This is a genomic window from Klebsiella sp. D-Nf1 (genome assembly GCF_002810515.1).
In the GTDB taxonomy this organism is placed as follows: Bacteria; Pseudomonadota; Gammaproteobacteria; order Enterobacterales; family Enterobacteriaceae; genus Klebsiella; species Klebsiella variicola.
Genome location: NZ_PIOK01000005.1, coordinates 126,465 through 149,358, shown reverse-complemented (window position 1 = coordinate 149,358; position 22,894 = coordinate 126,465). Strand labels below are relative to the sequence as shown.

Genomic DNA, 22,894 nt, shown 5'->3' with positions numbered 1-22,894 from the left:
GGTCATAGAAGAGGGGTTTTATCATACCAGCCATACGCCTGGAAAGGCGTATGGCTGGTGGCTTGCGAATTAGAAACGCAGACGGCGATAAACAATCTGTCCGTTACAGATAGTGGCGCAGTTATCGAGGTAGCAATCACCCTCCAGGGTTTTTCCCCGGGTATCTTCAAAGGTGATCTTATCTTTGCGTAATTTCACAATGGAAATATCGGCAATCGCGTTTGCCGCCAGGGTACCAATCTGCCCCTGCATTCTCATCAGGCGAGCCGGCGTGGCGGTCACGGCGCGGATAACGTCAAAGAACGGCATGCCCATATTGAGATATTTCGACATCACATGCAGCAGGCTATAGACCTTATCAGTACGCAAGCTATTGCGCAGGGTTAAATCGGTACTGATGATATCAGGGTAGAATCCCTGCTCCATCGCCGATTGCGCCACCTTGAAATCAAAGTGGGCGACACCGTTTGAACAATCGAAGATCACCCCCCGGGACTGTGCTTCTTTGATGGCGGCATACACCTGCCCTTGTTCGTTGAGAATGGAATGACCGGTACCGTGGAAACAGTGCGCATAGATGTCGCCCTCTTCAAAATAGCGGATCAGTTCATCGGCGCACAACAGGGAGTCGGTGACATGCACGCAAATCGAGGTTTCCAGTTTGCGTGCGAGGGCGACCGTGGCTAACAGCGGATCGCTGGCATACTGTTTGCCTCGGGCGATATCCTGGCTATAGCGTAATTTCAAACCCAATATGTTGTCTCTATTGTCACTCAGCGTTTGGGCAATTTTTTCCTCGTTGTAATTTGCCGGATTGGTATTTTCAAGGTAGCCGGTGGGCCCGCCGCCGAGGGTGGAGAGACCAACGTTGACCACGTTTAAATAGCTCTTAATTTTCACCATCGCTGGATGAATAACGCTATTGCGAAAGAGCGGATAGTTTACCCATCCACTGCTCCCGGCATCGACCATGCTGGTGACGCCATTTGGTAAACAGACGATATCAGGGTTAACGCTAATCGCCGTTCCGCCATGGAAAACATGGCCATGAAAGTCGATGAGGCCGGGAAGAACAATACAGCCCGCGGCATCAATAACGGTTTCTGCCTGCAGGTCGCTATGATGAGAAATATCAACGATGCGGTTACCCTTAATACCAATATCGCCGTTAAGATACGTACGGTTTTCACTATCGGCGATCTGGCCGTTTTTAATCACTATATCCAGTTTCATTTTATGCTCCTGTCAGATGCCGATAAGCTTCCAGTAAGGAATACCTATTAAGAAGAAGATTAACACGTTAACCACAACCATAATGGTGCCGAGCATCCAGAAGGTTTTCTGTGGCACGTAGCCGCTGGAGAATGTAAATACGCCAGCCCCATTGCCATAGTGGGTCAATAACGCGCCATAGCCTGCGGAGAAGGCCAGGGAGAGCGCTACGTACATCGGATGTGCCTGCGTGGTCATACCCAGGGTAAAAAGTACCGGATAGAAAGAGACGACAAAGGCGCTGTTTGAGACGAAGAAATAGCGGACCGCCAGGCTGATAAACACCAGCACGGCAATCGCGCTGATTTCACTCAAATGCGAGAGATCGAGATAATTTTTAATCACGTCGACCAGGTAAACATAGAAGCCCCCTTTTGACAGCGCCACCGCGCAACCGTAGAAGGCGCCGTACCAGACAAAGGTCTGCCAGGCTGATTTTTCGCTGACCACGTCATTCCAGCTCAGAACGCCGAAAAGCAGCAGACAGGCGAGGAAGGCAAGCCCTACCGGAATAAAGGCAATACCGGTGATAGACCCGGTCATCCAGCCTAACACGCCGAGAATAAAGAACACGATTAACAGCTTCTCTTCGCGTTTTACCGGGCCTAATTCATTGAGGCCTTTTTCCGCAATTTCGTTCACGTTCTCAATAACTTTGAGTTCCGGGGCATAGATTTTATACAGGATCCAGGGCGCCAGAATGAGCACCAGTCCCGCCGGGACAACGGCGGCTTTAAACCAGGTCATCCACTCAAGATTGACCTTCATAATTTCATTGGCTAATGAAACGGTGATCGAGTTGGTGGCCATCCCGGTCAGGAACAGGCTGGAGGTCCCCATCGAGACGACGTACATCAGGATAGTCAGATAGGCACCGATTTTGCGACTCCCCTCGTCGGGTTTCGAACCCAACGCTTCAGCGATATTCCTGAAAATAGGGTAGGTAATGCCTCCCGAACGCGACATGTTTGAACCGGTCGCCGGGGCCAGCACCGTGTCGGTGACCATCATCAGATAGCCGAGCGTCAGGGTATTTTTGCCGTAGCGTTTGAGTAACAGATAAGCAATGCGTTTACCTAACCCGGTAATGACAAACGCTTTGCAAATAATAAAGGCGCTGATAATAAACCATACCATCGGGCTACCAAATCCAGCGAATAGCGGACCGGGGTCGAGTACCAGAGAGGCGAATCCCAGAATAATCAGCATAATCACCGCGTCGGTAAACGGGCGTAAAACCAGGCCACAGAGCATGGCCAGATAAATACCAACCATATGCCAGGTCGGGGCGGCAACGCCTTCCGGATGCGGTATTATCCAAAATAAAACAGGGAAAAAGATAATCGGCAAGAGTTTTAAATAAAGCATTTTTGTTACCTTTGCTTTAAGGCCACGGCAGATAAACCACCGTGGCTTATATTATTTAATCGAATTAACGATACGTGTCGTCGATAAATTCGACGCCGGTTGCATCCAGCGATTTTCTAACCCATTGGCGGTTGGCGGTGCCGTTTTTGGCGGCGTCCACTTTGCTGGCATCGAATTTGGCGTACTCTTTTGCTTTATCCAGCACCGTTTCTGCATCGCTCAGTGGGATGACAATGACGCCATCCGCATCGCCGACAATCAGATCGCCGGGACAGACCGCGACGCCGCCGACGGCAATGGGGGTATTCACTTCCCCGGGTCCCATTTTGAAAGGGCCTGCCGGATTCGAGCCTGTGGCATAGAGCGGAAAATCAAGCACCGATAGGGCATCGATATCGCGAATCGGCCCGTCCAGCACGATACCGGCAATTTTCTTCATGTGGTGGGCATACGCCACCATGATTTCGCCCATCAATGCCCGCGAGCGATCCCCTTCGTTGGAGACCACGATGACGTCATTTTCCCCCGCCATATCCAGGGCGGCATGGAGCATCAAATTATCGCCGGCGCGAACTTTTACCGTAATGGCAAAGCCGGCCATAATCGGTTTTTTGGGTGAGGAAATACGCTTGATGCCGTTGCCTAATACCGCGATACGGTTCATGGTGTCAGCAATATTTGCCGCCGGCAGGTGCTCATATTCTTTCAGCAGGGCAATATTTCCTGCCGGACGTTTTAAAAATACACGGTTACCAATAGTCATCTCTTGCTCCTTAAAAACCTGGGACCGGCCAGGACGGTTTTTTACCCGATAACACTTCGTCAATGCCGATGGCGGAATGTAGAGACGCCCTGTCGGTTGCTTCGATAGTGGCGGCGCCGATATGGGGGCCGATGACGATATTGCTCAGCGCGAAAATAGGATCGTTGGCATCGAAGGGTTCTTTCTTCAAAACATCAACACCGGCGCCGGCGATAATTTGCTGGCTTAAGGCGTGATAAAGTGCGCGCTCATCGACGAGTTTGCCGCGGGCGGTATTAATGAAATAGGCGCTGGGCTTCATCATCGAGAACTGTTTTTCGCCGACGAAGTCGGTGGTTTCCGCTGTTGTTGGGCAGTGCAGCGAAACGAAATCACTCTCTTTGAAAATTCGGTCGAAATCGTCAGTCAGTTCGACACCCTCGGGGATCTGCTGCTGCGTTTTATAGGGATCATAGGCAATGACTTTCATATTAAAGCCGTGCAATGCTTTTAACGCGACGCGCGAGCCGATATTTCCTACGCCAATTAAACCCAGGGTTTTACCATCAAGTTCAACTTTCGGGGTGCGCAGTTTTGCCCAGTAATAATCTTCAAGCATTTTTTCTTCGACCAGCTTGAAATTACGTGAGCAGTGCAGCATATAAAATATGGTCAGTTCCGCAACTGACATGCTGTTGGCTATCGGGGCATTTAATACCACAACGCCATGACGTTTGGCGGACTCCAGATCTACGGTATCGTAACCTGCGCCATGGCGGGCCACCACTTTGAGCTTTTTAGCCGCTTCAAAAACGCGGTCGGACATTTTTGAAAGGCGCACGATGATACCGTCGCAGTCGCCGATATCGCGGATGATATCTTCCTCTTCCATCCCGGAACCATTAATTAGCTGATAACCCCGGCTTTCCAGATACTCTCTCCCTTCGGCCATGATCTCTTGCGGGAGTAGAATTTTATACGTCATGTCAATTTCTCCAGTGTTGTTTACGTGGAGATAAGTGCATGCCCTATGCCACAAATTATTTATAGTGTGGTGAATTTTATAATTCATTGAAATTAAAGTGATTTTTATTTTGTTAATTATTGGTAAATTGTTTTTATGTTGATGGGTATCACAAATTTATATTAGGGGTTATCGTCTTATTTTTTCATTATGAAATGGCTGGATTGCAAAATTAAATAACGGTGTTATGCATTTCACATTGTTGCGCGACAGGGCATTGGCAGTGAGTGATTGACATTTTGTTTGCGGTTAAATAAAACGATGGCGGAATGAATAAATAAAAAGGGGGTATTGACTATGAATAATGCCCAGATTGAAATGTTCAGTGCTATGGTACAAACGGGGAATATTCATCATACAGCTCAACATTTTGGTATCGATGCCGCTTCCATTACCACCAGTATTTGTGCGCTGGAAAACGAGATTGGTTTTAATCTCATCGTGCGAGGGAAAAATATCAGGAAGGTGATATTAACGGAAAAGGGAAGGGCTTTTTACAAACTCACGCCGGAGATCCTTTGTATACTGAATGCTATCGCCACGATTCGTTGCGCCCAGAACCTGGTTGAATAAGCCCGGCGCAAATCGGCCGGGCTGTTACGTGATGTTAGTTCAACCCAAGAAAATACTGGGCGATTTTGAAATAGATAATCAGCCCGGTGCCATCAATCAGCGTAGCGATAAACGGCGCGGAAACCACCGCCGGGTCGATGCCGATCCGCTTAAGCACCATCGGAATGATCGACGAGACAATCGCGCTCCACAGGGTAATACATACCAGCGTCAGGCTGACGATCAGCGTGATTTCCATGCCAATCCCCATCATCCAGGCGCGCAGGCAGCCCGCCAGACCCAGGGTCACGGCAATCAGAAATGAGGTCGACACCTCTTTGCGGATCACCCGCCCCATATCGCGCAGCCGCACTTCCCCCAGCGCCATCGAGCGTACCAGCGTCGAGGTGATTTGCGTTCCGCTGTTGCCGCCGGTGCCGATCAAGAGTGGTATAAAGAAGGCCAGCGCGATGGCCGATTCCAGCGCCTCTTCGAAATGCTGCAGCACGCTGCTGGTGTAGGCTTCGGCCACGAACAGCAGCAGCAGCCACACCGAGCGCTTCTTCCACAGCGTCCAGGGGCTGATCTCGAGGTACGGTTTTTCCAGCGGCAGCGTCGCCCCCTGCAGCTGGGCGTCTTCGGTGACGTCATCCTCCAGCAGATGGGCGATCTCCTTTTCCATCAGGCAGCCGACCAGCTCGCCTTTATCGACAACCGGTACCAGGTCGAGGCCGCGCTCGCTGAGCTCGGCAATCACCTGCGGGCGCTCGTCGTCAGGTTTGACGCGAAACAGGCAGCTGTCCATCAGGTAGCGGATAGACTGCCCGACATCCCCTTCCTGCAGGAGCTTTTTGACCGACAGGCTGCCGCGCAGTTTCCTGCCGGCGACGACAAACACCTGGCCGGGAATATCATCGCTGTCCAGCTGGGAGATAAAGTGTTCGCGCGCCTCATGGATGCTGAGATGTTCCTGCAGCGTAATAAAATCGGTACGCATGTACTGGGCGATCGCATCGCCGTCGAAGCCAGAGGTTGCCTGATGGGCGGCGCAGAGTTGAATGGAAGACATGATTAAAATCCCTATAAAAATCACTCATAGGGGCGAACAAGACAGGGTTAGCGCAGGCAGATCCCTACGTCCTGGTTTTAGCACTGCATAACGTATCTGAACGGTTAATACCGCCAGAAGTTACCTTGGCAACACCTTGATTCGATGGAAGCCTGTATTTCCCTGAGTGGTCTCTCTCGATACCAACAGGGCGGTAACTTGTATTTATGCAGGAGCCTCGCCATAACGAGATCGTTAAATGAGGCGCCATTATTGGCGAAGCGGGATAATTTACAAAGCGTATAATTTATGTGGTTTATCAACTGTTGATAAACAAACTTCATCAGGATTTGGCTTGACTTCATCTTGTGCTATCATTAGGTTGACTTCAATGGATGAAGTCATGGGGCAGGGCGATGGACCAGCAGGTTTTATCTTTACGTAATAAACAGCGCCACACGCTGGAGCAACTGTTTAAAATCCCTGTCCCGCAGGGCATTAAATGGGCCGACATTGAATCGCTAATGAAAGCGTTAGGCGGGGAGATTAAAGAAGGACGCGGCTCGCGCTGTAAATTTTTGTTGAACCACAGCATTGCCAGCTTTCACAGACCTCATCCTTCGCCGGATACCGACAAAGGCGCCGTGGAGAGCGTGCGCGATTGGTTAATCACTATAGGGGTAAAACCATGATCAAACCTAAAACGCCAAACTCAATGGAGATTGCCGGGCAACCCGCCGTTATCAATTACGTGCCTGAGCTCAATGCATTCCGCGGTAAGTTCCTTGGATTATCAGGATATTGCGATTTTGTTTCCGATAGCATTCAAGGGTTACAACAGGAGGGTGAGATATCATTACAGGAATACCTCGCAGATTGTCATGAAGCGGGGATTGAGCCTTATGCTCACCCGGAAAAGCTGAAAACCTTCACGCTGCGCTATCCTGAGTCATTTGGTGAGCGTCTTAGCTCCGCCGCTGCGGAGGAACAGGTTTCCGTAAATACCTGGATCCTCGAGACGCTCAATGAACGTCTCAAACAGGCTTAAAACAGTCTGCAGCAGATCGCCATCGTTTTAATTTTCATCCGCTAAACACTGCAAATGCCCATGGCGCACGCCGCGCTGGGCAATCACGTCGTCGGCAAAATGCTGTACCTCGGCCATGTCTCCCTTCAGCACCGCAATCTCCAGGCAGTCGTCATGACTGATATGCACATGCAGCGTGGCGACGGAGAGATCGTGATGATGATGCTGGGTGGCCACCAGCCGGCTCGCCAGTTCGCGTTTCTCATGTTCATACACGTACGACAGGACGGCATACCCGCGCCGTGATTCCGGCGACGCAGGATCCTGGTTGAGGGCGTCGCGCAGAATATCGCGTACCGCCTCCGAACGATTGTGGTAGCCACGGCGGGCGCTGAGCGCATCGAGGGCGGCCAGCAGATCATCATCAAGGGTCAGGGTTACGCGCTGCATGGCATGGCCTCGTTTAGCAGAGTGGCAGGAAAAGGGGGGAGCACCGCGCGCTGCAGCGCCTGACCTGCAGGGGAGTGCAGGCGCAGCGGTAAGCTGACCGTCGCGGTTTCGACGATGCGCCCGTGCTCCATCACCAGCACTCGCTGGCAAAAGCGCTCGACCAGCCGCAGGTCGTGGGTGATAAACAGGCAGGCGGTGTCAAACTGCGCCTGCAGGCGCTTCAGCAGGGCGATAATCTCCGCCTGCAGCAGCAGATCAAGATTCGAAACCGCTTCATCCAGGATCAACAGCTGCGGCCGCACCGCCAGGGCGCGTGCCAGGCAGACGCGCTGCAGCTGCCCGCCGCTGAGCTGCGCCGGGCGCTTATCGAGCAGCGACGGCGCGAGGTCGACGGCCAGCAGCATCTCTTCCACCCGCCGCGCACGCGCCTCACGCGACAAGCGTAACAGATGGCGTAGCGGCTCGCTGACGATCTCGCGCACCGTTTTGCGCGGATTCACCGCGCTGAAGGCATCCTGAAACACCAGCTGAATGTCACGACGGAAGGCACCGATGGCCTCGCCCTTCAGGGCGGGCAGCGGCGTGCCGCGCCAGGCAATATCGCCGTGCTGCGGCGTTTCCAGACCCACCAGCATCCGCGCCAGGGTGCTTTTCCCACAGCCGCTGCGTCCGAGCAGGGCCACCGTTTCGCCGGGGGCGATGGCGAGTTGTATCTCGTGCAGGACTCTGCCGTGGTGAGGATAATCGTGACTCACCCCGGTGACGCTGAGTAAATTCATGGTGTTTTCTCCAGGCCATATAACGCCAGATGCGCGGCCAGCAGGCGCTGGCTGAGCGGGTGCCGCGGGGCGCTGAATAGCGTATTCACATCGCAGTGTTCAACGAGGCGACCGTTCTCCATGACCGTCACGTGATGCGCCAGCCGCGCTACGACGCCCATGTCATGCGTCACCAGCAGCAGCCCCAGACCGCGCCTGGCGACGATATCCGCCAGCAGATCGAGGATGCGCGCCTGGGCGATGGCATCGAGATCGGTCGTCGGCTCGTCGGCGATGATAAAGGGCGCGCGGCTGAGCAGGGCGAGAGCGACCATCATCCGCTGCAGCATGCCGCCGCTCATCTCAAAGGGGTAGCGCTTCAGCAACGCCCGAGGATTGTCCAGACCCACTTCCTCCATCGCTGCCAGCAGCACGGCGTCATTCACTTCACGGCCAACTGCCCGGCAGGTTTCCCGGGCGTGCGCGGCCATGGTCTGCAGTGGATTAAAGGCGCTGCGTGGGTTTTGCATGATGGTGGCAATAGTCGCGCCGCGCAGCTGTTCGCCGTGCACCGGAATGCCGTCGAGCAGCACCCGGCCGGCGGTTTGCCTGACGCCGGGCGGCAACATGCCCAGCGCGGCGGCGCAGGTCAGCGATTTTCCGCAGCCACTGCTGCCGAGCAGCGCCAGCACCTGCCCGCGGCGTAGGGTGAAGGAAACGTCGCTGACCAGCGGTCGGTCGGCGGCAAGCGAGATCTGTTCCAGTTGGATCTTCTGCGGCATCAGTGGCTATGCTCCGCGATCAGGTGGGGATCGAGACGATCGCGCAGCGCGTCGCCCAGCAGGTTAAAAGCCATCACGCTGATGAACAGCGCCAGTCCCGGCCAGACCATTTGCAGCGGCTGCGTCCAGATATACTGCCGGGCATCGTTGATCATCACCCCCCATTCCGCCGTCGGCGCGCTGACGCCGAGACCGAGGAACGACATGCCGGCCACGTGAAGCATCATATGACCGATATCCAGCGAGGCGAGCACCAGCAGCGAGGGGATCACCGCCCCGGCCAGATGGTCGCTGAATAACCGCCACTGGCTGGCGCCGCTCAGACGGGCGGCGAGGATAAATTCGCGCTGGCGCAGGGAAACCACCAGGTTACGCACCATTCTGGCATACCAGGCCCAGTGCGACAGCGCAATGGCGAGGATCACGTTGGTCAACCCGGTACCCAGCACCCCCACCATAAAGAAAGACAGGATCGAGGTCGGAAAGGTCATAAACAGTTCGGCGAGGCGCATCAGGCCGCGGTCGGCACGGCCGCCCAGCAGCCCGGCGCCGCCGCCGACCGCCAGACCGATCAGCAGCACCAGCAGCAGACAAGCCATCACCGCCCCCAGCGAAACGCGGGTGGCGGCCAGCAGGCGTGAGAAAATATCCCGGCCGAGATGATCGGTGCCAAGCCAGTGCGCTTCACCCGGCGGCAGCAGCCGCTGCTGAAGGTCAATCGCCGCTGGATCCCAGGGCAGCCACCAGCCGCTGCCGATAGCGATGACTGCCAACAGCGCGATAACCAGCATGGCCAGTTTTACCGGCCAGCGAAAACTTCGTAGCCATCTCATGCGCTCACCTCCTCGTGGCGGCGCAGGCGCGGGTCGAGCGCCGCGTTAAGCACATCCACCGCCAGATTGGCCAGCACGAACACCGTCACCATCATCAGGGTAAAGCACTGGATCACCGGGTAATCGCGATTGAAAATGGCGGAAACCGCGTAGCGGCCAACACCGGGCCAGGCAAAGATATTTTCGATAATCATGGTGCCGCCGATCAGCTCGCCAATGTGCATGCCCATGGCGGTCACCACCGGCAAGGTGGCGTTGCGCAGGATATGCCGCCGTTCCACCTGGCGATCGCTTAATCCGCGCAGGCGCGCCCACATCACGTGACGCTGGCTGGAAGCGTCCAGCATGCTGGCGCGCAGCAGGCGGGCGTTGATCGCCAGCGACATAAAGGCGATGGAGACGGCGGGCAATATCAGGTGCTGCCAGTCGCCATACCCCATCGCCGGGAGCCACTGCAGATGCACGGAAAAGAGCATCACCAGCAGAAAGGCCAGCCAGAAGTTCGGCATTGAGACGCCGAGAAAGGCAATCAGCCGTACGACATAATCCGGCAGGCGATCGCGATGGCGCGCCGCCCAGATGCCCAGCGGCAGGGAGGTGACGAGGATCAGCGCCAGCGCCGCGCCGGTGAGCAGCAGGGTGGCGGGCAGGAAGTGCAGCAGGTCATCCAGGACCGGGCGCTGGGTGGCATAGGAGAGACCGAAATCCAAGTGCAGCGCCCGCCACAGCCAGTGCAGATACTGCATAGCGAGCGGCTGGTTGAGCCCCAGCAGCTCGCGGGTAGAGGCAACCATCTCTTCAGTGGGCGGCAGGTTCGACAGGCGTAAATAATCCAGCGCCGGGTCGCCAGTGCCGAGCCGCAGCAGCAGAAAGATGATGGCGGAGGCGGCGAGCAGCAGCGGGATCAGCAGCAGCAGGCGGCGTAAAATATAGCGTACCATTATGGCGTTACCGGGTTAATCTGATCGAAAGGGATCTCGGTGGTCACCGGGGCGAACGGGATCTCCCCGACCTCCTGGTGCGCAACCGACATCAGCGAGACATAGCTGATGGGCAGATACACCGCGTCCTGATGCAGGCGGGTCAGCACGTCGTGGTACAGTTTTCTCCGCTGTGCTTCGTCCCCTGTGGTCAGCACCTCGCTAATCTCTTTATCAATCAGCACCTTGTCCGGCAGCCCTCGCTGGGCCTGGTAATCCGCATGCGACGGCACGCGCATCGAGCTTAAAAAGGCATGCGGATCGTAGGGCGCGCCCCAGGTGCGATTGAAGATCATGCCGAAGCGGCCTTCGCGCTGGCGCGCGTAGATGCTGCTCTCCTCCTCACCCACCAGGGTAACCTGGACGCCAACCTGCCGCAGATTGGCCTGAATAATTTCGGCCATCGATTTGGCCAGCGCATCGGTGCCGATAAACGCCAGCTCAATCGCCAGCGGTTGCCCGGCTTTTTGTCGCCAGGGCTGGCCATCCGGCTGCTGCCAGCCAGCCTGCTCCAGCAGGGCGCGGGCTTTTGCCGGGTCGTAACGGCGCGGCGTCAGATCCTGCGGCGCGTAGGGGACCGAGGGGGCAAACAGAGTGTCGGCAACCTGCTGGGTGCCATACAACACGCTATCGACAAGGGTCTGTTTATCGACAGCGTAGTTGAGTGCCTCGCGAACCGCCTGCTCGCGGGTCGGGCCCTGGCTGGCGTTCAGCGCCAGCATCACCGTTTCCACCGGGGCGGACAGACGAGCCACGTAGCCGGGGTGATGACGAAAGCGTTCGAAGGTATCCAGCGGCAGCAGCCCTTCGTCACCGTAGAGCATATCGATTTCCCCGGTTTCGAACGCCACCGCCCGGCTGGTGGCATCGGGGATCACCTTGATGGTGATTTGCTGCAGTGCCGGTTTGCTACCCCAGTAGCGCTCATTGCGTACCAGCACATCGCGCTGATTGAGCTGCGAGCTTGCCAGCCGCCACGGGCCGGTGCCGACCGGGGCTTTTATGCCCCTGGCTGTGCCGCCATCGATAAACTGCGAGGGGGCGATAAAGCGGAACGGACGGGGCAGGGCCAGCTCTTGTAGTAAGGGCGCGTAGGCGCTTTTCAGGGTGATCTGCAACTCAGTGGCGCTGAGCGCTCGTACGTCGGTGATCTGGTTGGCGAGCTCAAGCCAGGCATGGCGTTGGCGGTTGGCCAGCACCGCCTGGAAATTGGCCGCCGCGGCCTGGGCGTTAAACGGTTCGCCATTGGAGAACGTCACATCGTCGCGCAGGGTGAACCACCAGGTTTTGCCATCGGCGGCGTGACGCCAACGGGTCGCCAGCCAGGGCTGTACGCTGCCGTCAGCCTGATACTTCACCAGCGGTTCATAGACCATGCTTTGGGCAAACATCTGGTTGGGCGTATAGAGATGCGGATTCAGCGGACCGACGTTAACCGGCCAGGCGGTGGTGAGCTGGTGCGGCGTGGCCTGAGCCAGCAGAGGGACGCAGGCGACCAGCGCCAGCAGGGTGAGGCGGATAATAGACAAGACAGCGATCTCAGCGACAGGAAAGTATGACGATTTTAGTGATTCATCATACTTTGGGAGTAACCTGGATCAATATTGCGCTGGAAAGTATAAGAAAATCGTATCATTACGCGCAGGCGGTAAACGCCGCCTGCGCCTCTCAGGGCGCCCGGAATAAGCCCAGCAGCGTGGCCACCTGTTCGTCAATCGGCGCCAGGTCCCGCTTGACGATCAGATGCAGCGGCGTCGCGCGGCGCGCGCCGTGGCTGAGGGGCAGCCGCTTCAGCACGCCCTGATCGAGATGGGAACGAATGCGCTCCTCCGGCAGCCAGCCGAACCCGACCTGATACATCACCGCATCAATGGCGGCGTCAATGGTGGAGAAGGTCCAGGCGTCACGCGTCGCCTGGCCATCGCCGGTCTGATCGGCAATGCGCACCAGCGGCCACGGCGCCAGCGCGCTATCCTCCAGCGGCCCATCGAGCGCGGCAAGAGGGTGGTCGCGGTGGGCGACGGCAATGAAATCAATATTCATCAGCCACTCTCCGCGGCCGGTAATATCCTGGCGGCGGGTCAGCACCATCACATCGGCTTCCGTCCGCGCCGCGCGCTCGTCATCAAGGTTTTCCAGCACTTCGGTGAGTCTGACCTGGGTCTGCGGATAGCGCTGCTGAAACTGGCGCAGAATGGCGAATAGTCGCTGACGAGGGAAAATGCTGTCGACCACCAGATCCAGGCGGGTGCGCGCCCCGTTGCGCAGAGTGGCGGCGTGCGTCTCGACGTAGGCAAAGGCCTGCAGGAGCGGTTTGACCTGATTCAGCAGTAGTTCACCCGCGGGGGTGAGTACCGCCCGCCGGCCGGATGGCGCCAGTAGCGCCACGCCTAAGCGCTCCTGCAGCAGCGCGAGATTATAGCTCACCGAAGACTGACTGCGGTTGGTCTCCTCCGCCGCTCTGGCAAAGCTCCCCAATTCCACTACCTTTTCGAGTAACGCCCACTGCTCCAGGGTTGTCTTGTGCATAATCAATCTAAAATTTGGATGTATTTAATCCAAACATAGCGTTATTCATTCATTTTTTAAAGACGTATGCTGTCCTCAACGAAACAGAGGAGAATAAATGATGAGCACTTTCGACAAACATGACCTCAGCGGCTTTATCGGTAAACATCTGGTCTACACCTACGACAACGGCTGGAACTACGAGATTTACGTCAAAAATGGCCACACCCTCGACTACCGTATTCACAGCGGCATCGTCGGCAATCGTTGGGTGAAAGATCAGGAAGCGTACATTGTGCGGGTGGGGGAAAGTATCTACAAAATCTCCTGGACCGAACCGACCGGCACCGACGTCAGCCTGATCGTCAACCTGGGCGACAAACTGTTCCACGGCACCATTTTCTTCCCGCGCTGGATCATGAATAACCCGGAAAAAACCGTCTGTTTCCAGAACGACCATATTCCGCTGATGAATTCGTACCGTGATGCCGGCCCGGCCTACCCGACGGAAGTGATTGACGAGTTCGCCACCATCACCTTCATTCGCGACTGTGGTGCCGATAATGACGAGGTTATTAATTGCCCGGCGAGCGAATTGCCAGCTGATTTCCCTGCAAATTTGTAATACAGCAGAAATAAATTTGTGATCTGCGCTAACTTTTTGTCATTAAGCGTGACGATCGCTAATTAAAGTATTGTGTATTGGTTTAATCTCCGTTTACTTTCTGCTATTGCGTTCCTGTTTATCCCCGCTAACAGGAACGCTTTTCTGTCATACCCCTGCCATAAAAAAATCCTATCATACTGTTTAATAATGAGTTATTACTTGTGTTGGGAAAATATTAATTTCTTAATATTATCCTAAGCAAGGTCGACTACATTAATAGTGGTCGAAATACCCTGAAATGGAATGCCGCGCTGAACTCACTTCATTTTAATTTCGTTTAAGTCCGCAGGCGCAGGATATTTTATTCTAACGACCCTGATTTGTGCGTGGGTCATCTACAGAACAGGATGATGATGAGCGATTTTTTGCCGTTTTCGCGCCCGTCGATGGGCGACGCAGAGCTGGCTGCGCTGCGTGAAGTTTTAGCGTCGGGCTGGATCACTACCGGACCGAAGAATCAGGCACTCGAAGCGGCATTCTGCCAGCTGACCGGCAACCGCCACGCGATTGCCGTCAGTTCAGCGACCGGCGGGATGCATGTGACCCTGATGGCGCTGGGTATTGGCCCCGGCGCTGAAGTCATTACCCCTTCCCAGACCTGGGTCTCTACTCTCAATATGATCTGCCTGCTGGGCGCCACGCCGGTGATGATCGATGTCGATAACGACAATCTGATGATTACCCCGCAGGCGGTGGAAGCGGCGATCACCTCGCGTACCAAAGCGATAATTCCTGTGCACTACGCGGGCGCGCCAGCCGACATCGACGCCATTCGCGCGGTGGGTGAGCGCCACGGCATTCCGGTGATCGAAGATGCCGCCCATGCGGCGGGTACCCATTATAAAGGCCGCCACATTGGCTGGCAGGGGACCGCCATTTTCTCGTTCCACGCGATCAAAAACATGACCTGCGCCGAAGGCGGGCTGATTGTCACCGACGACGACGAGCTGGCCTCCCGCATCCGCAGCCTGAAATTTCATGGCCTGGGCGTGGACGCTTATGACCGCCAGACCCACGGCCGCGCGCCGCAGGCGGAGGTGATCACCCCGGGCTTTAAGTACAACCTTGCCGATATCAACGCCGCTCTGGCGCTGGTACAGCTGGAAAAACTGAGCCACGCCAATCAGCGCCGGACGGAGATTGCCCAGCGCTACCTGCGCGAGCTGGCGGACACGCCGTTTAAACCGCTGACCGTCCCGGCATGGGATCACCAGCACGCCTGGCACTTGTTTATCATCCGCGTCGATGAGGCCGCATGCGGCATCAGCCGCGACGCGCTGATGGAAAAACTGAAGGCGATGGGTATCGGTACGGGTCTGCATTTCCGTGCGGCTCATACGCAAAAATATTACCGCGAGCGCTTCCCTGAGGTTTCCCTGCCGAATACCGAATGGAACAGCGCCCGCATCTGTTCTCTCCCGTTGTTCCCGGACATGACCGATGACGATGTCACTCGCGTTATTTCCGCACTGCGCCAGCTGTCAGGACGTTGATATGCTTACATACCCTCCCGTGAAGAAGGTTTCGGTGGTTATCCCGGTTTATAACGAACAGGATAGCCTGCCGGAACTGCTTCGTCGTACGGATACTGCTTGCGCCACGCTGGGGCGGCAATATGAAATTCTGCTGATCGACGATGGCAGCAGCGACGATTCCGCGCGCATGCTGACCGAAGCCGCTGAGGCGGAAGGCAGTCACGTCGTCGCTGTACTGTTAAACCGTAACTACGGCCAGCACTCGGCGATCATGGCCGGCTTCAGCCATGTGACGGGCGATCTGATTATTACCCTTGATGCCGATCTGCAAAACCCGCCGGAGGAAATTCCGCGGTTGGTAGAGAAGGCTGATGAAGGCTACGACGTGGTGGGCACCGTCCGCCAGAACCGTCAGGACAGCATCTTCCGCAAAAGCGCCTCGAAGATGATTAACCGCCTGATCCAGCGCACCACCGGCAAAGCGATGGGCGACTACGGCTGCATGCTGCGCGCTTACCGTCGCCATATTATCGACGCGATGCTCAACTGCCACGAGCGCAGCACCTTTATCCCGATCCTGGCGAATACCTTCGCCCGGCGCGCGGTCGAGATCCCGGTGATGCATGCCGAGCGCGAATTTGGCGACTCCAAATACAGCTTCATGCGCCTGATCAACCTGATGTACGACCTGGTGACCTGTCTGACCACCACGCCGCTGCGTCTGCTCAGCATTTTCGGCAGCGTCATTGCCCTGCTGGGCTTCGCCTTCGGCCTGCTGCTGGTGGTGCTGCGTCTGGCCTTTGGCCCGCAGTGGGCGGCGGAAGGGGTGTTCATGCTCTTCGCCGTGCTGTTTATGTTCATCGGCGCCCAGTTTATCGGTATGGGCCTGCTCGGGGAGTATATCGGACGCATCTATAACGACGTTCGCGCTCGTCCCCGCTACTTTATTCAACGTGTTGTTCGCCAGCCGGAAACGGCATCTAAAGAGGAAGATCGTTCATGAAAGCCGTAGTCTTCGCTTATCACGATATGGGTTGCACAGGTATCCAGTCCCTGCTGGACGCTGGGTATGATATCGTTGCTATTTTCACCCACCCGGATAACCCTGGCGAAAACCATTTCTTTGGCTCCGTGGCGCGCCTTGCTGCCGAGCAGGGCATTCCGGTGTGGGCGCCGGAAGACGTGAACCATCCGCTGTGGATTGAGCGTATCCGCGAGATGAAGCCGGACGTGCTGTTCTCGTTCTACTACCGCAACCTGTTGGGCGATGAGATCCTCAATCTGGCGCCGAAAGGGGCATTTAACCTGCACGGTTCGCTGCTGCCGAAATATCGTGGCCGTGCGCCGCTGAACTGGGTGCTGGTCAATGGCGAAAGCGAAACCGGCGTGACCCTGCACCGCATGGTGAACCGCGCGGATGCCGGCGATATCGTCGCCCAGCAAACCGTGGCGATTGGCCCGGATGACGCCGCCCTGGCGCTGCATCGTAAGCTGTGCACCGCTGCCACTGAGCTGCTGGGCCAGGCGCTGCCGGCTATCCTTGAAGGAAAAACCACAGAGCGCCCGCAGGATCACAGCCAGGCGACCTACGTGGGGCGTCGTACCCCTGAAGATGGCCGCCTCGACTGGGAGCAGCCGGCGCAGACGCTGCACAATCTGGTGCGTGCCGTCTCTGACCCGTGGCCGGGCGCGTTCGGCTACGCCGGCGCAAACAAATTTATTGTCTGGAAATCCCGTGTACGCCGCGATCTGCCGGCAGCCAAACCGGGCACCGTTATCTCCGTTGCGCCGCTGATCGTGGCGTGTCAGGACGGGGCGCTGGAAATTGTCACCGGCCAGACCGAACGCGGTGTGTACATGCAGGGCACTCAGCTGGCGCAGGCGCTTGGCCTGGTGTCCGGGGCAGTGATCAGCAGCAAACCGGTGGTGGCGATTAAGCGTCGCACCCGCGTGCTGATCCTCGGCGTCAATGGCTTTATCGGTAACCATTTGACCGAGCGCCTGCTGCAGGACGACAACTATGAAATTTACGGCCTGGATATCGGCTCCGACGCCATCAGCCGTTTCCTTGAGAGCCCACGTTTCCACTTCGTGGAAGGTGATATCAGCATTCACTCCGAGTGGATCGAATATCACATTAAGAAATGCGACGTGGTGCTGCCGCTGGTGGCCATCGCGACCCCGATCGAATACACCCGTAACCCGCTGCGCGTGTTCGAGCTGGATTTCGAAGAGAACCTGAAGATCATCCGCGATTGCGTGAAATACAATAAGCGCATCATCTTCCCGTCGACCTCTGAAGTGTACGGCATGTGCACCGACAAAAACTTCGACGAAGACACCTCCAACCTGGTGGTCGGGCCGATCAACAAACAGCGCTGGATCTACTCGGTTTCCAAGCAGCTGCTGGATCGCGTGATCTGGGCCTACGGCGATAAGTACGATCTCAAGTTCACCCTGTTCCGTCCGTTCAACTGGATGGGTCCGCGCCTGGATAACCTCAACGCCGCGCGTATCGGTAGTTCCCGCGCCATCACCCAGCTGATCCTCAACCTGGTGGAAGGGTCGCCGATCAAGCTCATCGAAGGCGGCAAGCAGAAGCGCTGCTTTACCGATATCAGCGATGGTATCGAAGCGTTGTTCCGCATCATCGAGAACAAAGACGGCCGCTGCGACGGGCAGATCATCAACATCGGCAACCCGGAAAACGAAGCGAGCATCAAAGAGCTGGCCGAAATGCTGCTCGCCTGCTTCGAACGCCATCCGCTGCGCGATCGCTTCCCGCCGTTTGCCGGCTTCCGTGAAGTGGAAAGCAGCGATTACTACGGGAAGGGCTACCAGGACGTTGAGCATCGTAAGCCGAGCATTCGCAACGCCAAACGCTGCCTGAACTGGGAACCGACCGTCGAGATGGAAGAGACCGTTGAGCATACGCTGGACTTCTTCCTGCGCACGGTTGAACTGGTGGACGATAAAAATCCATGAAACAGGTCGGCTTACGCATAGATGTCGATACCTTTCGCGGAACGCGGGACGGCGTTCCGCGGCTGCTGGACCTGCTGGGCCAGCACGGGATTCAGGCAAGCTTCTTCTTCAGCGTCGGGCCGGACAATATGGGGCGCCATCTGTGGCGCCTGATAAAACCGAAGTTTCTGTGGAAGATGCTGCGTTCCAGAGCGGCTTCGCTGTACGGCTGGGATATTCTGCTGGCCGGCACCGCCTGGCCGGGACGCCGCATCGGCGCGGGTAACGAAGCGGTGATCCGCGCGACCGCCGAGTCTCATGAAGTCGGGCTGCATGCCTGGGATCATTACAGCTGGCAGGCATGGAGCGGCGTCTGGCCGCCCGAGCGGTTAACGCTGGAGGTTGAGCGCGGTCTGCTGGAGCTCGAGCGCATTATCGGCCGTCCGGTCACCTGCTCGGCTGTCGCGGGCTGGCGCGCCGATCAGCGGGTAGTCAAAGCCAAAGAATCCTTCGATTTTCTCTACAACAGCGACTGTCGCGGCACGCGGCCGTTTCTGCCCCAGCTCGGTAGCGGCACGTCCGGTACGGTGCAGATCCCGGTCACGCTGCCGACCTGGGACGAGGCGGTGGGCACGGCGGTCGATATCGCTGGCTTTAACCGCTACCTGCTGGATTGCATCCATCGCGACCCGGGCGTGCCGGTCTATACCATTCACGCCGAAGTGGAAGGTATTGCCTACGCCGATCAGTTCGATGAACTGCTGACCATGGCGGCGGAAGAAGAAATTCAGTTTTGCCCACTGAGCCAGCTGCTGCCCGCTGACTTTAGCGAGCTGCCGTCTGGCAAAGTGGTTCGGGGTGAACTGGCTGGCCGGGAAGGCTGGCTCGGACGTGAACAATTACTGACTTCGGGTGTTTGATGAAAAGCATTCGCTATGGCGTCTCTCTGATTGCGCTGTTTGCGCTGTATTACCTGCTGCCGCTCAATTTCCGTTTGCTCTGGCAACCCGATGAAACCCGCTACGCGGAGATCAGTCGTGAAATGCTGGCCACCGGCGACTGGGTGGTGCCGCATTTTCTCGGACTGCGCTACTTCGAAAAGCCGATTGCCGGTTACTGGATCAACAGTATCGGTCAGTGGCTGTTTGGTCATAATAACTTCGGCGTACGCTTTGGGTCGGTCTTCGCCATCACCATGACCGCTGTGCTGGTGGCCTGGCTGGCGTGGCGGATCTTTCGCGACAAGCGGGTAGCCGTCCTGTCGCCGGTTATTTTCCTCACTGCGATGCTGGTGTATGCGATTGGCACCTATGCGGTGTTGGACCCGATGATCACCCTGTGGCTGGCGCTGGCGATGTGCAGCTTCTGGGGCGCGGCGCAGGCGCAGACCCGCAGCGGCAAAATACTGGGCTACGTGCTGCTGGGCGTCGCCTGCGGTATGGGGGTGATGACCAAGGGCTTCCTTGCGCTGGCGGTGCCGGTGGTGGGCGTGTTGCCGTGGGTGATCGCCCGTAAACGCTGGCGTGAAGTGCTGACCTACGGTTGGCTGGCGGTGGTCGTTTGTACGCTGGTGGTGCTGCCCTGGGGGCTGGCTATCGCCCAGCGTGAGCCGGACTTCTGGCGCTACTTCTTCTGGGTCGAGCATATTCAGCGTTTTGCCGAAAAAGATGCCCAGCACAAAGCGCCGTTCTGGTACTACATCCCGTTCCTGATTGCCGGCAGCCTGCCGTGGCTGGCCCTGCTGCCGGGGGCACTGAAGCGCGGCTGGCGCGAGCGCGATGAGGCGCGAGGGGCGCTATACCTGCTGGGCTGGGTGGCAATGCCGTTCCTGTTCTTCAGTATCGCCAAAGGCAAACTGCCGACCTATATCTTGCCGTGCTTTGCGCCGCTGTCGATTCTGATGGCCCGCTACGCGCTGGAGGCCGCAAAGAACGGCGCGAAAGCGCTGCGCATCAACGGCATGATCAACCTGGGATTTGGCCTGCTGGGGCTGGTCGCCGTGCTGGTGGTCTCACCCTGGGGCGTGATGCACAAGCCGGTGTGGACCAAGATTGAGCTGTATAAATGTCTGCTGGCGGCGATCGCCTTCGCCGTCTGGGCGCTGATGGGTTGGCTGGCGATGAAAAACAATGGCCGTCGCTGGACTCTCGCCGCGCTCTGTCCGCTCGGCCTGGCGCTGCTGGTGGGCTTCGCTATCCCGGACCGGGTTATCGACAGCAAACAGCCGCAGTTCCTCGTGGATATTGTGAGCGAGTCCCTGCAGCCCAGCCGTTACGTCCTGACCAACAACGTTGGGATCGCCGGTGGCCTGGCCTGGGAGCTGAAGCGCAGCGATATTATTATGTTCGACAAACAGGGTGAGCTGAAGTACGGTCTCGACTGGCCGGACGCTCAGGGAAGCTTTGTCAGCCAGGCCGGGTTTACCGACTGGTTGGCCACGCATCGTCAGCAGGGGCCGGTCTCGCTGGTGCTGTTGATGGATAAAGGAGAGAGTATGGTCGACTTACCGTTACCGAAACCGGATAACGCCTACGAGCTGGGTCGGGTGGTCTTCCTTCAGTACCTGCCGAAATGAGTGTCTGGATCTGTCTGGTGTTCGCCAGCCTGCTGAGCTGCGCCGGACAACTCTGCCAGAAACAGGCGACCCGCCCGTCCCGTCGCGGACGGCGGAGTCGCCATATACTCTTCTGGCTGGGGATGGCGCTGTTATGCCTGGGCTGCGGCATGCTGCTGTGGCTGAGCGTCCTGCAGTCTATTCCGGTCAGCATCGCCTACCCAATGCTGAGCCTGAACTTCGTTTGGGTTACCCTGGCGGGCTGGGGTATCTGGCATGAGCCGGTCGCCCGTCGTCACTGGTTTGGCGTCGGGTTGATCGTCGTGGGCATCGTCATTCTGGGGACCAGCGTCTGATGGGCTTTCTCTGGGCATTATTCAGTGTCGGCCTCGTCAGCGCCGCGCAGCTCCTGCTGCGCAGCGCCATGGTGGCCCTGCCGCCGCTGACCGATATTCTGGTATTTATCCAACATCTGCTGCATTTCCAGCCAGGTACCTTCGGCCTGTTTTTCGGCCTGCTGGGCTACCTGCTGTCGATGGTCTGCTGGTACTTTGCCCTGCATCGCCTGCCGCTGTCGAAAGCGTATGCGCTGCTGAGCCTGAGCTATATCCTCGTGTGGGCCGCCGCCATCTGGCTGCCCGGCTGGCATGAGCCGTTCTACTGGCAATCGCTGCTGGGCGTGGCAATCATCGTCGCCGGCGTATTAACGATCTTCTGGCCGGTCAAACGCCGCTAGCCGGGGAGCCGGCTTTTGGGACGCCCCGGGCCGAGCAGGAGCGCCAGCTTGCTGCCCCCGACGGTGGTCTCCATCCAGATTTTACAGACGCTGGTTAACGGCACCGAGAGCAGCATCCCCACCGGCCCCAGCAGCCAGCCCCAGACCAGCAACGACAGGAACACCACCAGGGTCGACATCCCCAGCCGGTGGCCCATCATGCGCGGCTCCACCATGTTGCCCAGCACCATATGCACCACCAGAAACAGCGCCCCGACCAACAGGCACTCATAAATGCCGCTAAACAGCAGCGCCTGCAGCATGGGGGGGATAGCGGAGATGGCGGAGCCAATGTTCGGCACATAGTTCAGCAGAAACGCCAGCACCCCCCACATCAGGGCGAACTGTACCCCCATCGCCAGCAGCCCCAGCCAGACAATCAGCCCGGTCCACAGGCTAATCAGCGTCTTCAGCGCCAGATAATGGGTGACGCCTTTCAGCGCCCGGTGCAATCCGGCGATATGCAGGCGAGGGTTATTGAGGGCAAAACGCAGTTTGTAGGGCAGGTGGCGAACCTCAAACAGCATAAAGATCACCGTCATCACCAGCAGCACGATGCTGGCCATCGCCCCGGAAAGCTGGGTCATTAGCGTCGTGGCCCAGGTCATCAGCCGTTCTGAATCCATGCGCCGCAGCATGCGCTCCGGATTGATATGCAGGTTAAGGAAGGGGAGATACTCCTGGAGCTGGAGGATCTTGCGCGTCAGGGCGCGGTTGAAATCGGGCAGCATGGCGACGAAGTCATTGAGCGACGCCGCCAGTACGCCAAGCAGCGCGGTGAGCATCACCAGCATCGCCGTTACCACCAGGGTAATGGCGAACGGACGCCGCACCCCGCGGCGAATGAACCAGGTAACCAACGGGTTGAGGACAATAGCGAAAAACAGCGCCAGCAGGAGCTGCACCAGGATATCGGCGGCGGCGTGGATCCCGGCGAGGATAATCACCAGCGCTGCCAGCTTAAGTAGAATATGGAGCCCGGCTTTATCAGCCTGCGGAGAGGACATAGGGATTCCTTTTATGAGTCGCGCCAGATAAGTGTAGCGGTTCGCCGACTGCCAATATTCCGAAAGGAGGGCTGCTTTTCCGCCGACAGCGTGGTAATAGTGAAAGCT

Annotated in this window: 24 protein-coding genes and 1 riboswitch; of the genes, 11 read left to right on the top strand and 13 right to left on the bottom strand. The window is 57.3% G+C overall.

Features of this window, described 5'->3' with window-relative positions:
- Window positions 1–69 precede the first annotated feature (69 nt).
- The 4 genes from CWM54_RS19695 to CWM54_RS19680 form a co-directional block, all read right to left on the bottom strand.
- On the bottom strand, window positions 70–1,233 hold the full coding sequence (locus CWM54_RS19695) for a metallo-dependent hydrolase (RefSeq protein ID WP_100680926.1): 1,164 nt from the start codon (window positions 1,231–1,233) through the stop codon (window positions 70–72).
- A 12-nt stretch (window positions 1,234–1,245) separates the two neighbouring features.
- Window positions 1,246–2,640 (bottom strand): DASS family sodium-coupled anion symporter, encoded by a 1,395-nt coding sequence (locus CWM54_RS19690; protein WP_100680925.1) that lies wholly within the window; start codon window positions 2,638–2,640, stop codon window positions 1,246–1,248.
- Window positions 2,641–2,704: 64 nt separating this feature from the next.
- The gene (locus CWM54_RS19685) at window positions 2,705–3,403 is read right to left on the bottom strand and encodes a methyltransferase (RefSeq protein WP_100698206.1); all 699 of its coding nucleotides are present in this window, start codon (window positions 3,401–3,403) and stop codon (window positions 2,705–2,707) included.
- A gap of 10 nt (window positions 3,404–3,413) precedes the next feature.
- Window positions 3,414–4,367, bottom strand: a complete 954-nt coding sequence (locus tag CWM54_RS19680; protein WP_004204934.1) for a hydroxyacid dehydrogenase — start codon at window positions 4,365–4,367, stop codon at window positions 3,414–3,416.
- Window positions 4,368–4,703: 336 nt separating this feature from the next.
- Here CWM54_RS19680 and CWM54_RS19675 point away from each other — a divergent pair, with 336 nt between their 5' ends.
- Complete coding sequence (locus CWM54_RS19675) at window positions 4,704–4,979, top strand: LysR family transcriptional regulator (protein WP_100680923.1); 276 nt, start codon at window positions 4,704–4,706, stop codon at window positions 4,977–4,979.
- A 34-nt stretch (window positions 4,980–5,013) separates the two neighbouring features.
- Here the strand turns inward: CWM54_RS19675 and CWM54_RS19670 are convergent, their stop codons facing one another.
- Complete coding sequence (locus CWM54_RS19670; protein ID WP_100680922.1) at window positions 5,014–6,027, bottom strand: magnesium transporter; 1,014 nt, start codon at window positions 6,025–6,027, stop codon at window positions 5,014–5,016.
- Window positions 6,028–6,082: 55 nt separating this feature from the next.
- Window positions 6,083–6,264: riboswitch (M-box (ykoK) riboswitch) on the bottom strand.
- Window positions 6,265–6,422: 158 nt separating this feature from the next.
- Here CWM54_RS19670 and CWM54_RS19665 point away from each other — a divergent pair.
- The gene (locus CWM54_RS19665; protein ID WP_061153048.1) at window positions 6,423–6,698 is read left to right on the top strand and encodes a type II toxin-antitoxin system HicA family toxin; all 276 of its coding nucleotides are present in this window, start codon (window positions 6,423–6,425) and stop codon (window positions 6,696–6,698) included.
- Window positions 6,695–7,054 (top strand): type II toxin-antitoxin system HicB family antitoxin, encoded by a 360-nt coding sequence (locus tag CWM54_RS19660; protein ID WP_022066422.1) that lies wholly within the window; start codon window positions 6,695–6,697, stop codon window positions 7,052–7,054. The genes CWM54_RS19665 and CWM54_RS19660 overlap by 4 nt, the downstream gene beginning before the upstream one ends.
- 27 nt (window positions 7,055–7,081) lie before the next feature.
- Here CWM54_RS19660 and nikR read toward each other — a convergent pair whose 3' ends face one another.
- The 7 genes from nikR to CWM54_RS19625 form a co-directional block, all read right to left on the bottom strand.
- Complete coding sequence (gene nikR / locus CWM54_RS19655) at window positions 7,082–7,483, bottom strand: nickel-responsive transcriptional regulator NikR (protein ID WP_048330886.1); 402 nt, start codon at window positions 7,481–7,483, stop codon at window positions 7,082–7,084.
- Window positions 7,471–8,262 carry a nickel import ATP-binding protein NikE gene (gene nikE / locus CWM54_RS19650; protein ID WP_100698204.1) on the bottom strand — a complete coding sequence of 264 codons (792 nt, stop codon included), beginning with the start codon at window positions 8,260–8,262 and terminating at the stop codon, window positions 7,471–7,473. The genes nikR and nikE overlap by 13 nt, the downstream gene beginning before the upstream one ends.
- Window positions 8,259–9,023 (bottom strand): nickel import ATP-binding protein NikD, encoded by a 765-nt coding sequence (locus tag CWM54_RS19645; RefSeq protein WP_100698202.1) that lies wholly within the window; start codon window positions 9,021–9,023, stop codon window positions 8,259–8,261. Before CWM54_RS19645 ends, nikE begins: the two co-directional genes overlap by 4 nt.
- Window positions 9,023–9,856: a nickel ABC transporter permease subunit NikC gene (gene nikC, locus CWM54_RS19640; protein ID WP_100698200.1), complete on the bottom strand. Its 834-nt coding sequence runs from the start codon at window positions 9,854–9,856 to the stop codon at window positions 9,023–9,025. Before nikC ends, CWM54_RS19645 begins: the two co-directional genes overlap by 1 nt.
- A complete protein-coding gene (nikB, locus tag CWM54_RS19635; RefSeq protein ID WP_100698198.1) occupies window positions 9,853–10,797 on the bottom strand; it encodes a nickel ABC transporter permease subunit NikB in 945 nt (314 codons plus the stop codon). The genes nikC and nikB overlap by 4 nt, the downstream gene beginning before the upstream one ends.
- Window positions 10,797–12,365 carry a nickel ABC transporter substrate-binding protein gene (gene nikA, locus CWM54_RS19630; RefSeq protein WP_100698196.1) on the bottom strand — a complete coding sequence of 523 codons (1,569 nt, stop codon included), beginning with the start codon at window positions 12,363–12,365 and terminating at the stop codon, window positions 10,797–10,799. The genes nikB and nikA overlap by 1 nt, the downstream gene beginning before the upstream one ends.
- A gap of 139 nt (window positions 12,366–12,504) precedes the next feature.
- Window positions 12,505–13,365: a LysR family transcriptional regulator gene (locus CWM54_RS19625; protein ID WP_061153054.1), complete on the bottom strand. Its 861-nt coding sequence runs from the start codon at window positions 13,363–13,365 to the stop codon at window positions 12,505–12,507.
- A gap of 97 nt (window positions 13,366–13,462) precedes the next feature.
- Here CWM54_RS19625 and CWM54_RS19620 point away from each other — a divergent pair, with 97 nt between their 5' ends.
- From CWM54_RS19620 to arnF, 8 genes are all read left to right on the top strand, one after another.
- Window positions 13,463–13,969 (top strand): phenolic acid decarboxylase, encoded by a 507-nt coding sequence (locus CWM54_RS19620; RefSeq protein WP_012540376.1) that lies wholly within the window; start codon window positions 13,463–13,465, stop codon window positions 13,967–13,969.
- Between the two features lie 395 nt (window positions 13,970–14,364).
- Complete coding sequence (gene arnB / locus CWM54_RS19615) at window positions 14,365–15,504, top strand: UDP-4-amino-4-deoxy-L-arabinose aminotransferase (protein ID WP_100698194.1); 1,140 nt, start codon at window positions 14,365–14,367, stop codon at window positions 15,502–15,504.
- A gap of 1 nt (window position 15,505) precedes the next feature.
- Window positions 15,506–16,489, top strand: a complete 984-nt coding sequence (arnC, locus tag CWM54_RS19610; RefSeq protein ID WP_008806952.1) for an undecaprenyl-phosphate 4-deoxy-4-formamido-L-arabinose transferase — start codon at window positions 15,506–15,508, stop codon at window positions 16,487–16,489.
- The gene (gene arnA, locus CWM54_RS19605) at window positions 16,486–18,471 is read left to right on the top strand and encodes a bifunctional UDP-4-amino-4-deoxy-L-arabinose formyltransferase/UDP-glucuronic acid oxidase ArnA (protein ID WP_100698192.1); all 1,986 of its coding nucleotides are present in this window, start codon (window positions 16,486–16,488) and stop codon (window positions 18,469–18,471) included. The genes arnC and arnA overlap by 4 nt, the downstream gene beginning before the upstream one ends.
- On the top strand, window positions 18,468–19,370 hold the full coding sequence (arnD, locus tag CWM54_RS19600; RefSeq protein ID WP_061153057.1) for a 4-deoxy-4-formamido-L-arabinose-phosphoundecaprenol deformylase: 903 nt from the start codon (window positions 18,468–18,470) through the stop codon (window positions 19,368–19,370). Before arnA ends, arnD begins: the two co-directional genes overlap by 4 nt.
- A complete protein-coding gene (gene arnT / locus CWM54_RS19595; protein WP_100698190.1) occupies window positions 19,370–21,025 on the top strand; it encodes a lipid IV(A) 4-amino-4-deoxy-L-arabinosyltransferase in 1,656 nt (551 codons plus the stop codon). The genes arnD and arnT overlap by 1 nt, the downstream gene beginning before the upstream one ends.
- Window positions 21,022–21,360, top strand: a complete 339-nt coding sequence (gene arnE, locus CWM54_RS19590; RefSeq protein ID WP_004202083.1) for a 4-amino-4-deoxy-L-arabinose-phosphoundecaprenol flippase subunit ArnE — start codon at window positions 21,022–21,024, stop codon at window positions 21,358–21,360. The genes arnT and arnE overlap by 4 nt, the downstream gene beginning before the upstream one ends.
- On the top strand, window positions 21,360–21,740 hold the full coding sequence (gene arnF / locus CWM54_RS19585; RefSeq protein WP_074387023.1) for a 4-amino-4-deoxy-L-arabinose-phosphoundecaprenol flippase subunit ArnF: 381 nt from the start codon (window positions 21,360–21,362) through the stop codon (window positions 21,738–21,740). The genes arnE and arnF overlap by 1 nt, the downstream gene beginning before the upstream one ends.
- Here arnF and CWM54_RS19580 read toward each other — a convergent pair.
- Entirely contained in the window at window positions 21,737–22,786 is a 1,050-nt protein-coding gene (locus CWM54_RS19580) for an AI-2E family transporter (RefSeq protein ID WP_061153060.1), read from the bottom strand. The two genes, arnF and CWM54_RS19580, sit on opposite strands and share 4 nt — an antisense overlap.
- Window positions 22,787–22,894: the final 108 nt, after the last annotated feature.

Excerpts from the sequence above, each read along its gene's own strand:
- CWM54_RS19695 (WP_100680926.1), bottom strand. The coding sequence starts at position 1,233 with ATGAAACTGGATATAGTGATTAAAAACGGCCAGATCGCCGATAGTGAA.
- CWM54_RS19690 (WP_100680925.1), bottom strand. The coding sequence starts at position 2,640 with ATGCTTTATTTAAAACTCTTGCCGATTATCTTTTTCCCTGTTTTATTT.
- CWM54_RS19685 (WP_100698206.1), bottom strand. The coding sequence starts at position 3,403 with ATGACTATTGGTAACCGTGTATTTTTAAAACGTCCGGCAGGAAATATT.
- CWM54_RS19680 (WP_004204934.1), bottom strand. The coding sequence starts at position 4,367 with ATGACGTATAAAATTCTACTCCCGCAAGAGATCATGGCCGAAGGGAGA.
- CWM54_RS19675 (WP_100680923.1), top strand. The coding sequence starts at position 4,704 with ATGAATAATGCCCAGATTGAAATGTTCAGTGCTATGGTACAAACGGGG.
- CWM54_RS19670 (WP_100680922.1), bottom strand. The coding sequence starts at position 6,027 with ATGTCTTCCATTCAACTCTGCGCCGCCCATCAGGCAACCTCTGGCTTC.
- CWM54_RS19665 (WP_061153048.1), top strand. The coding sequence starts at position 6,423 with ATGGACCAGCAGGTTTTATCTTTACGTAATAAACAGCGCCACACGCTG.
- CWM54_RS19660 (WP_022066422.1), top strand. The coding sequence starts at position 6,695 with ATGATCAAACCTAAAACGCCAAACTCAATGGAGATTGCCGGGCAACCC.
- nikR (WP_048330886.1), bottom strand. The coding sequence starts at position 7,483 with ATGCAGCGCGTAACCCTGACCCTTGATGATGATCTGCTGGCCGCCCTC.
- nikE (WP_100698204.1), bottom strand. The coding sequence starts at position 8,262 with ATGAATTTACTCAGCGTCACCGGGGTGAGTCACGATTATCCTCACCAC.
- CWM54_RS19645 (WP_100698202.1), bottom strand. The coding sequence starts at position 9,023 with ATGCCGCAGAAGATCCAACTGGAACAGATCTCGCTTGCCGCCGACCGA.
- nikC (WP_100698200.1), bottom strand. The coding sequence starts at position 9,856 with ATGAGATGGCTACGAAGTTTTCGCTGGCCGGTAAAACTGGCCATGCTG.
- nikB (WP_100698198.1), bottom strand. The coding sequence starts at position 10,797 with ATGGTACGCTATATTTTACGCCGCCTGCTGCTGCTGATCCCGCTGCTG.
- CWM54_RS19625 (WP_061153054.1), bottom strand. The coding sequence starts at position 13,365 with ATGCACAAGACAACCCTGGAGCAGTGGGCGTTACTCGAAAAGGTAGTG.
- CWM54_RS19620 (WP_012540376.1), top strand. The coding sequence starts at position 13,463 with ATGATGAGCACTTTCGACAAACATGACCTCAGCGGCTTTATCGGTAAA.
- arnB (WP_100698194.1), top strand. The coding sequence starts at position 14,365 with ATGAGCGATTTTTTGCCGTTTTCGCGCCCGTCGATGGGCGACGCAGAG.
- arnC (WP_008806952.1), top strand. The coding sequence starts at position 15,506 with ATGCTTACATACCCTCCCGTGAAGAAGGTTTCGGTGGTTATCCCGGTT.
- arnA (WP_100698192.1), top strand. The coding sequence starts at position 16,486 with ATGAAAGCCGTAGTCTTCGCTTATCACGATATGGGTTGCACAGGTATC.
- arnD (WP_061153057.1), top strand. The coding sequence starts at position 18,468 with ATGAAACAGGTCGGCTTACGCATAGATGTCGATACCTTTCGCGGAACG.
- arnT (WP_100698190.1), top strand. The coding sequence starts at position 19,370 with ATGAAAAGCATTCGCTATGGCGTCTCTCTGATTGCGCTGTTTGCGCTG.
- arnE (WP_004202083.1), top strand. The coding sequence starts at position 21,022 with ATGAGTGTCTGGATCTGTCTGGTGTTCGCCAGCCTGCTGAGCTGCGCC.
- arnF (WP_074387023.1), top strand. The coding sequence starts at position 21,360 with ATGGGCTTTCTCTGGGCATTATTCAGTGTCGGCCTCGTCAGCGCCGCG.
- CWM54_RS19580 (WP_061153060.1), bottom strand. The coding sequence starts at position 22,786 with ATGTCCTCTCCGCAGGCTGATAAAGCCGGGCTCCATATTCTACTTAAG.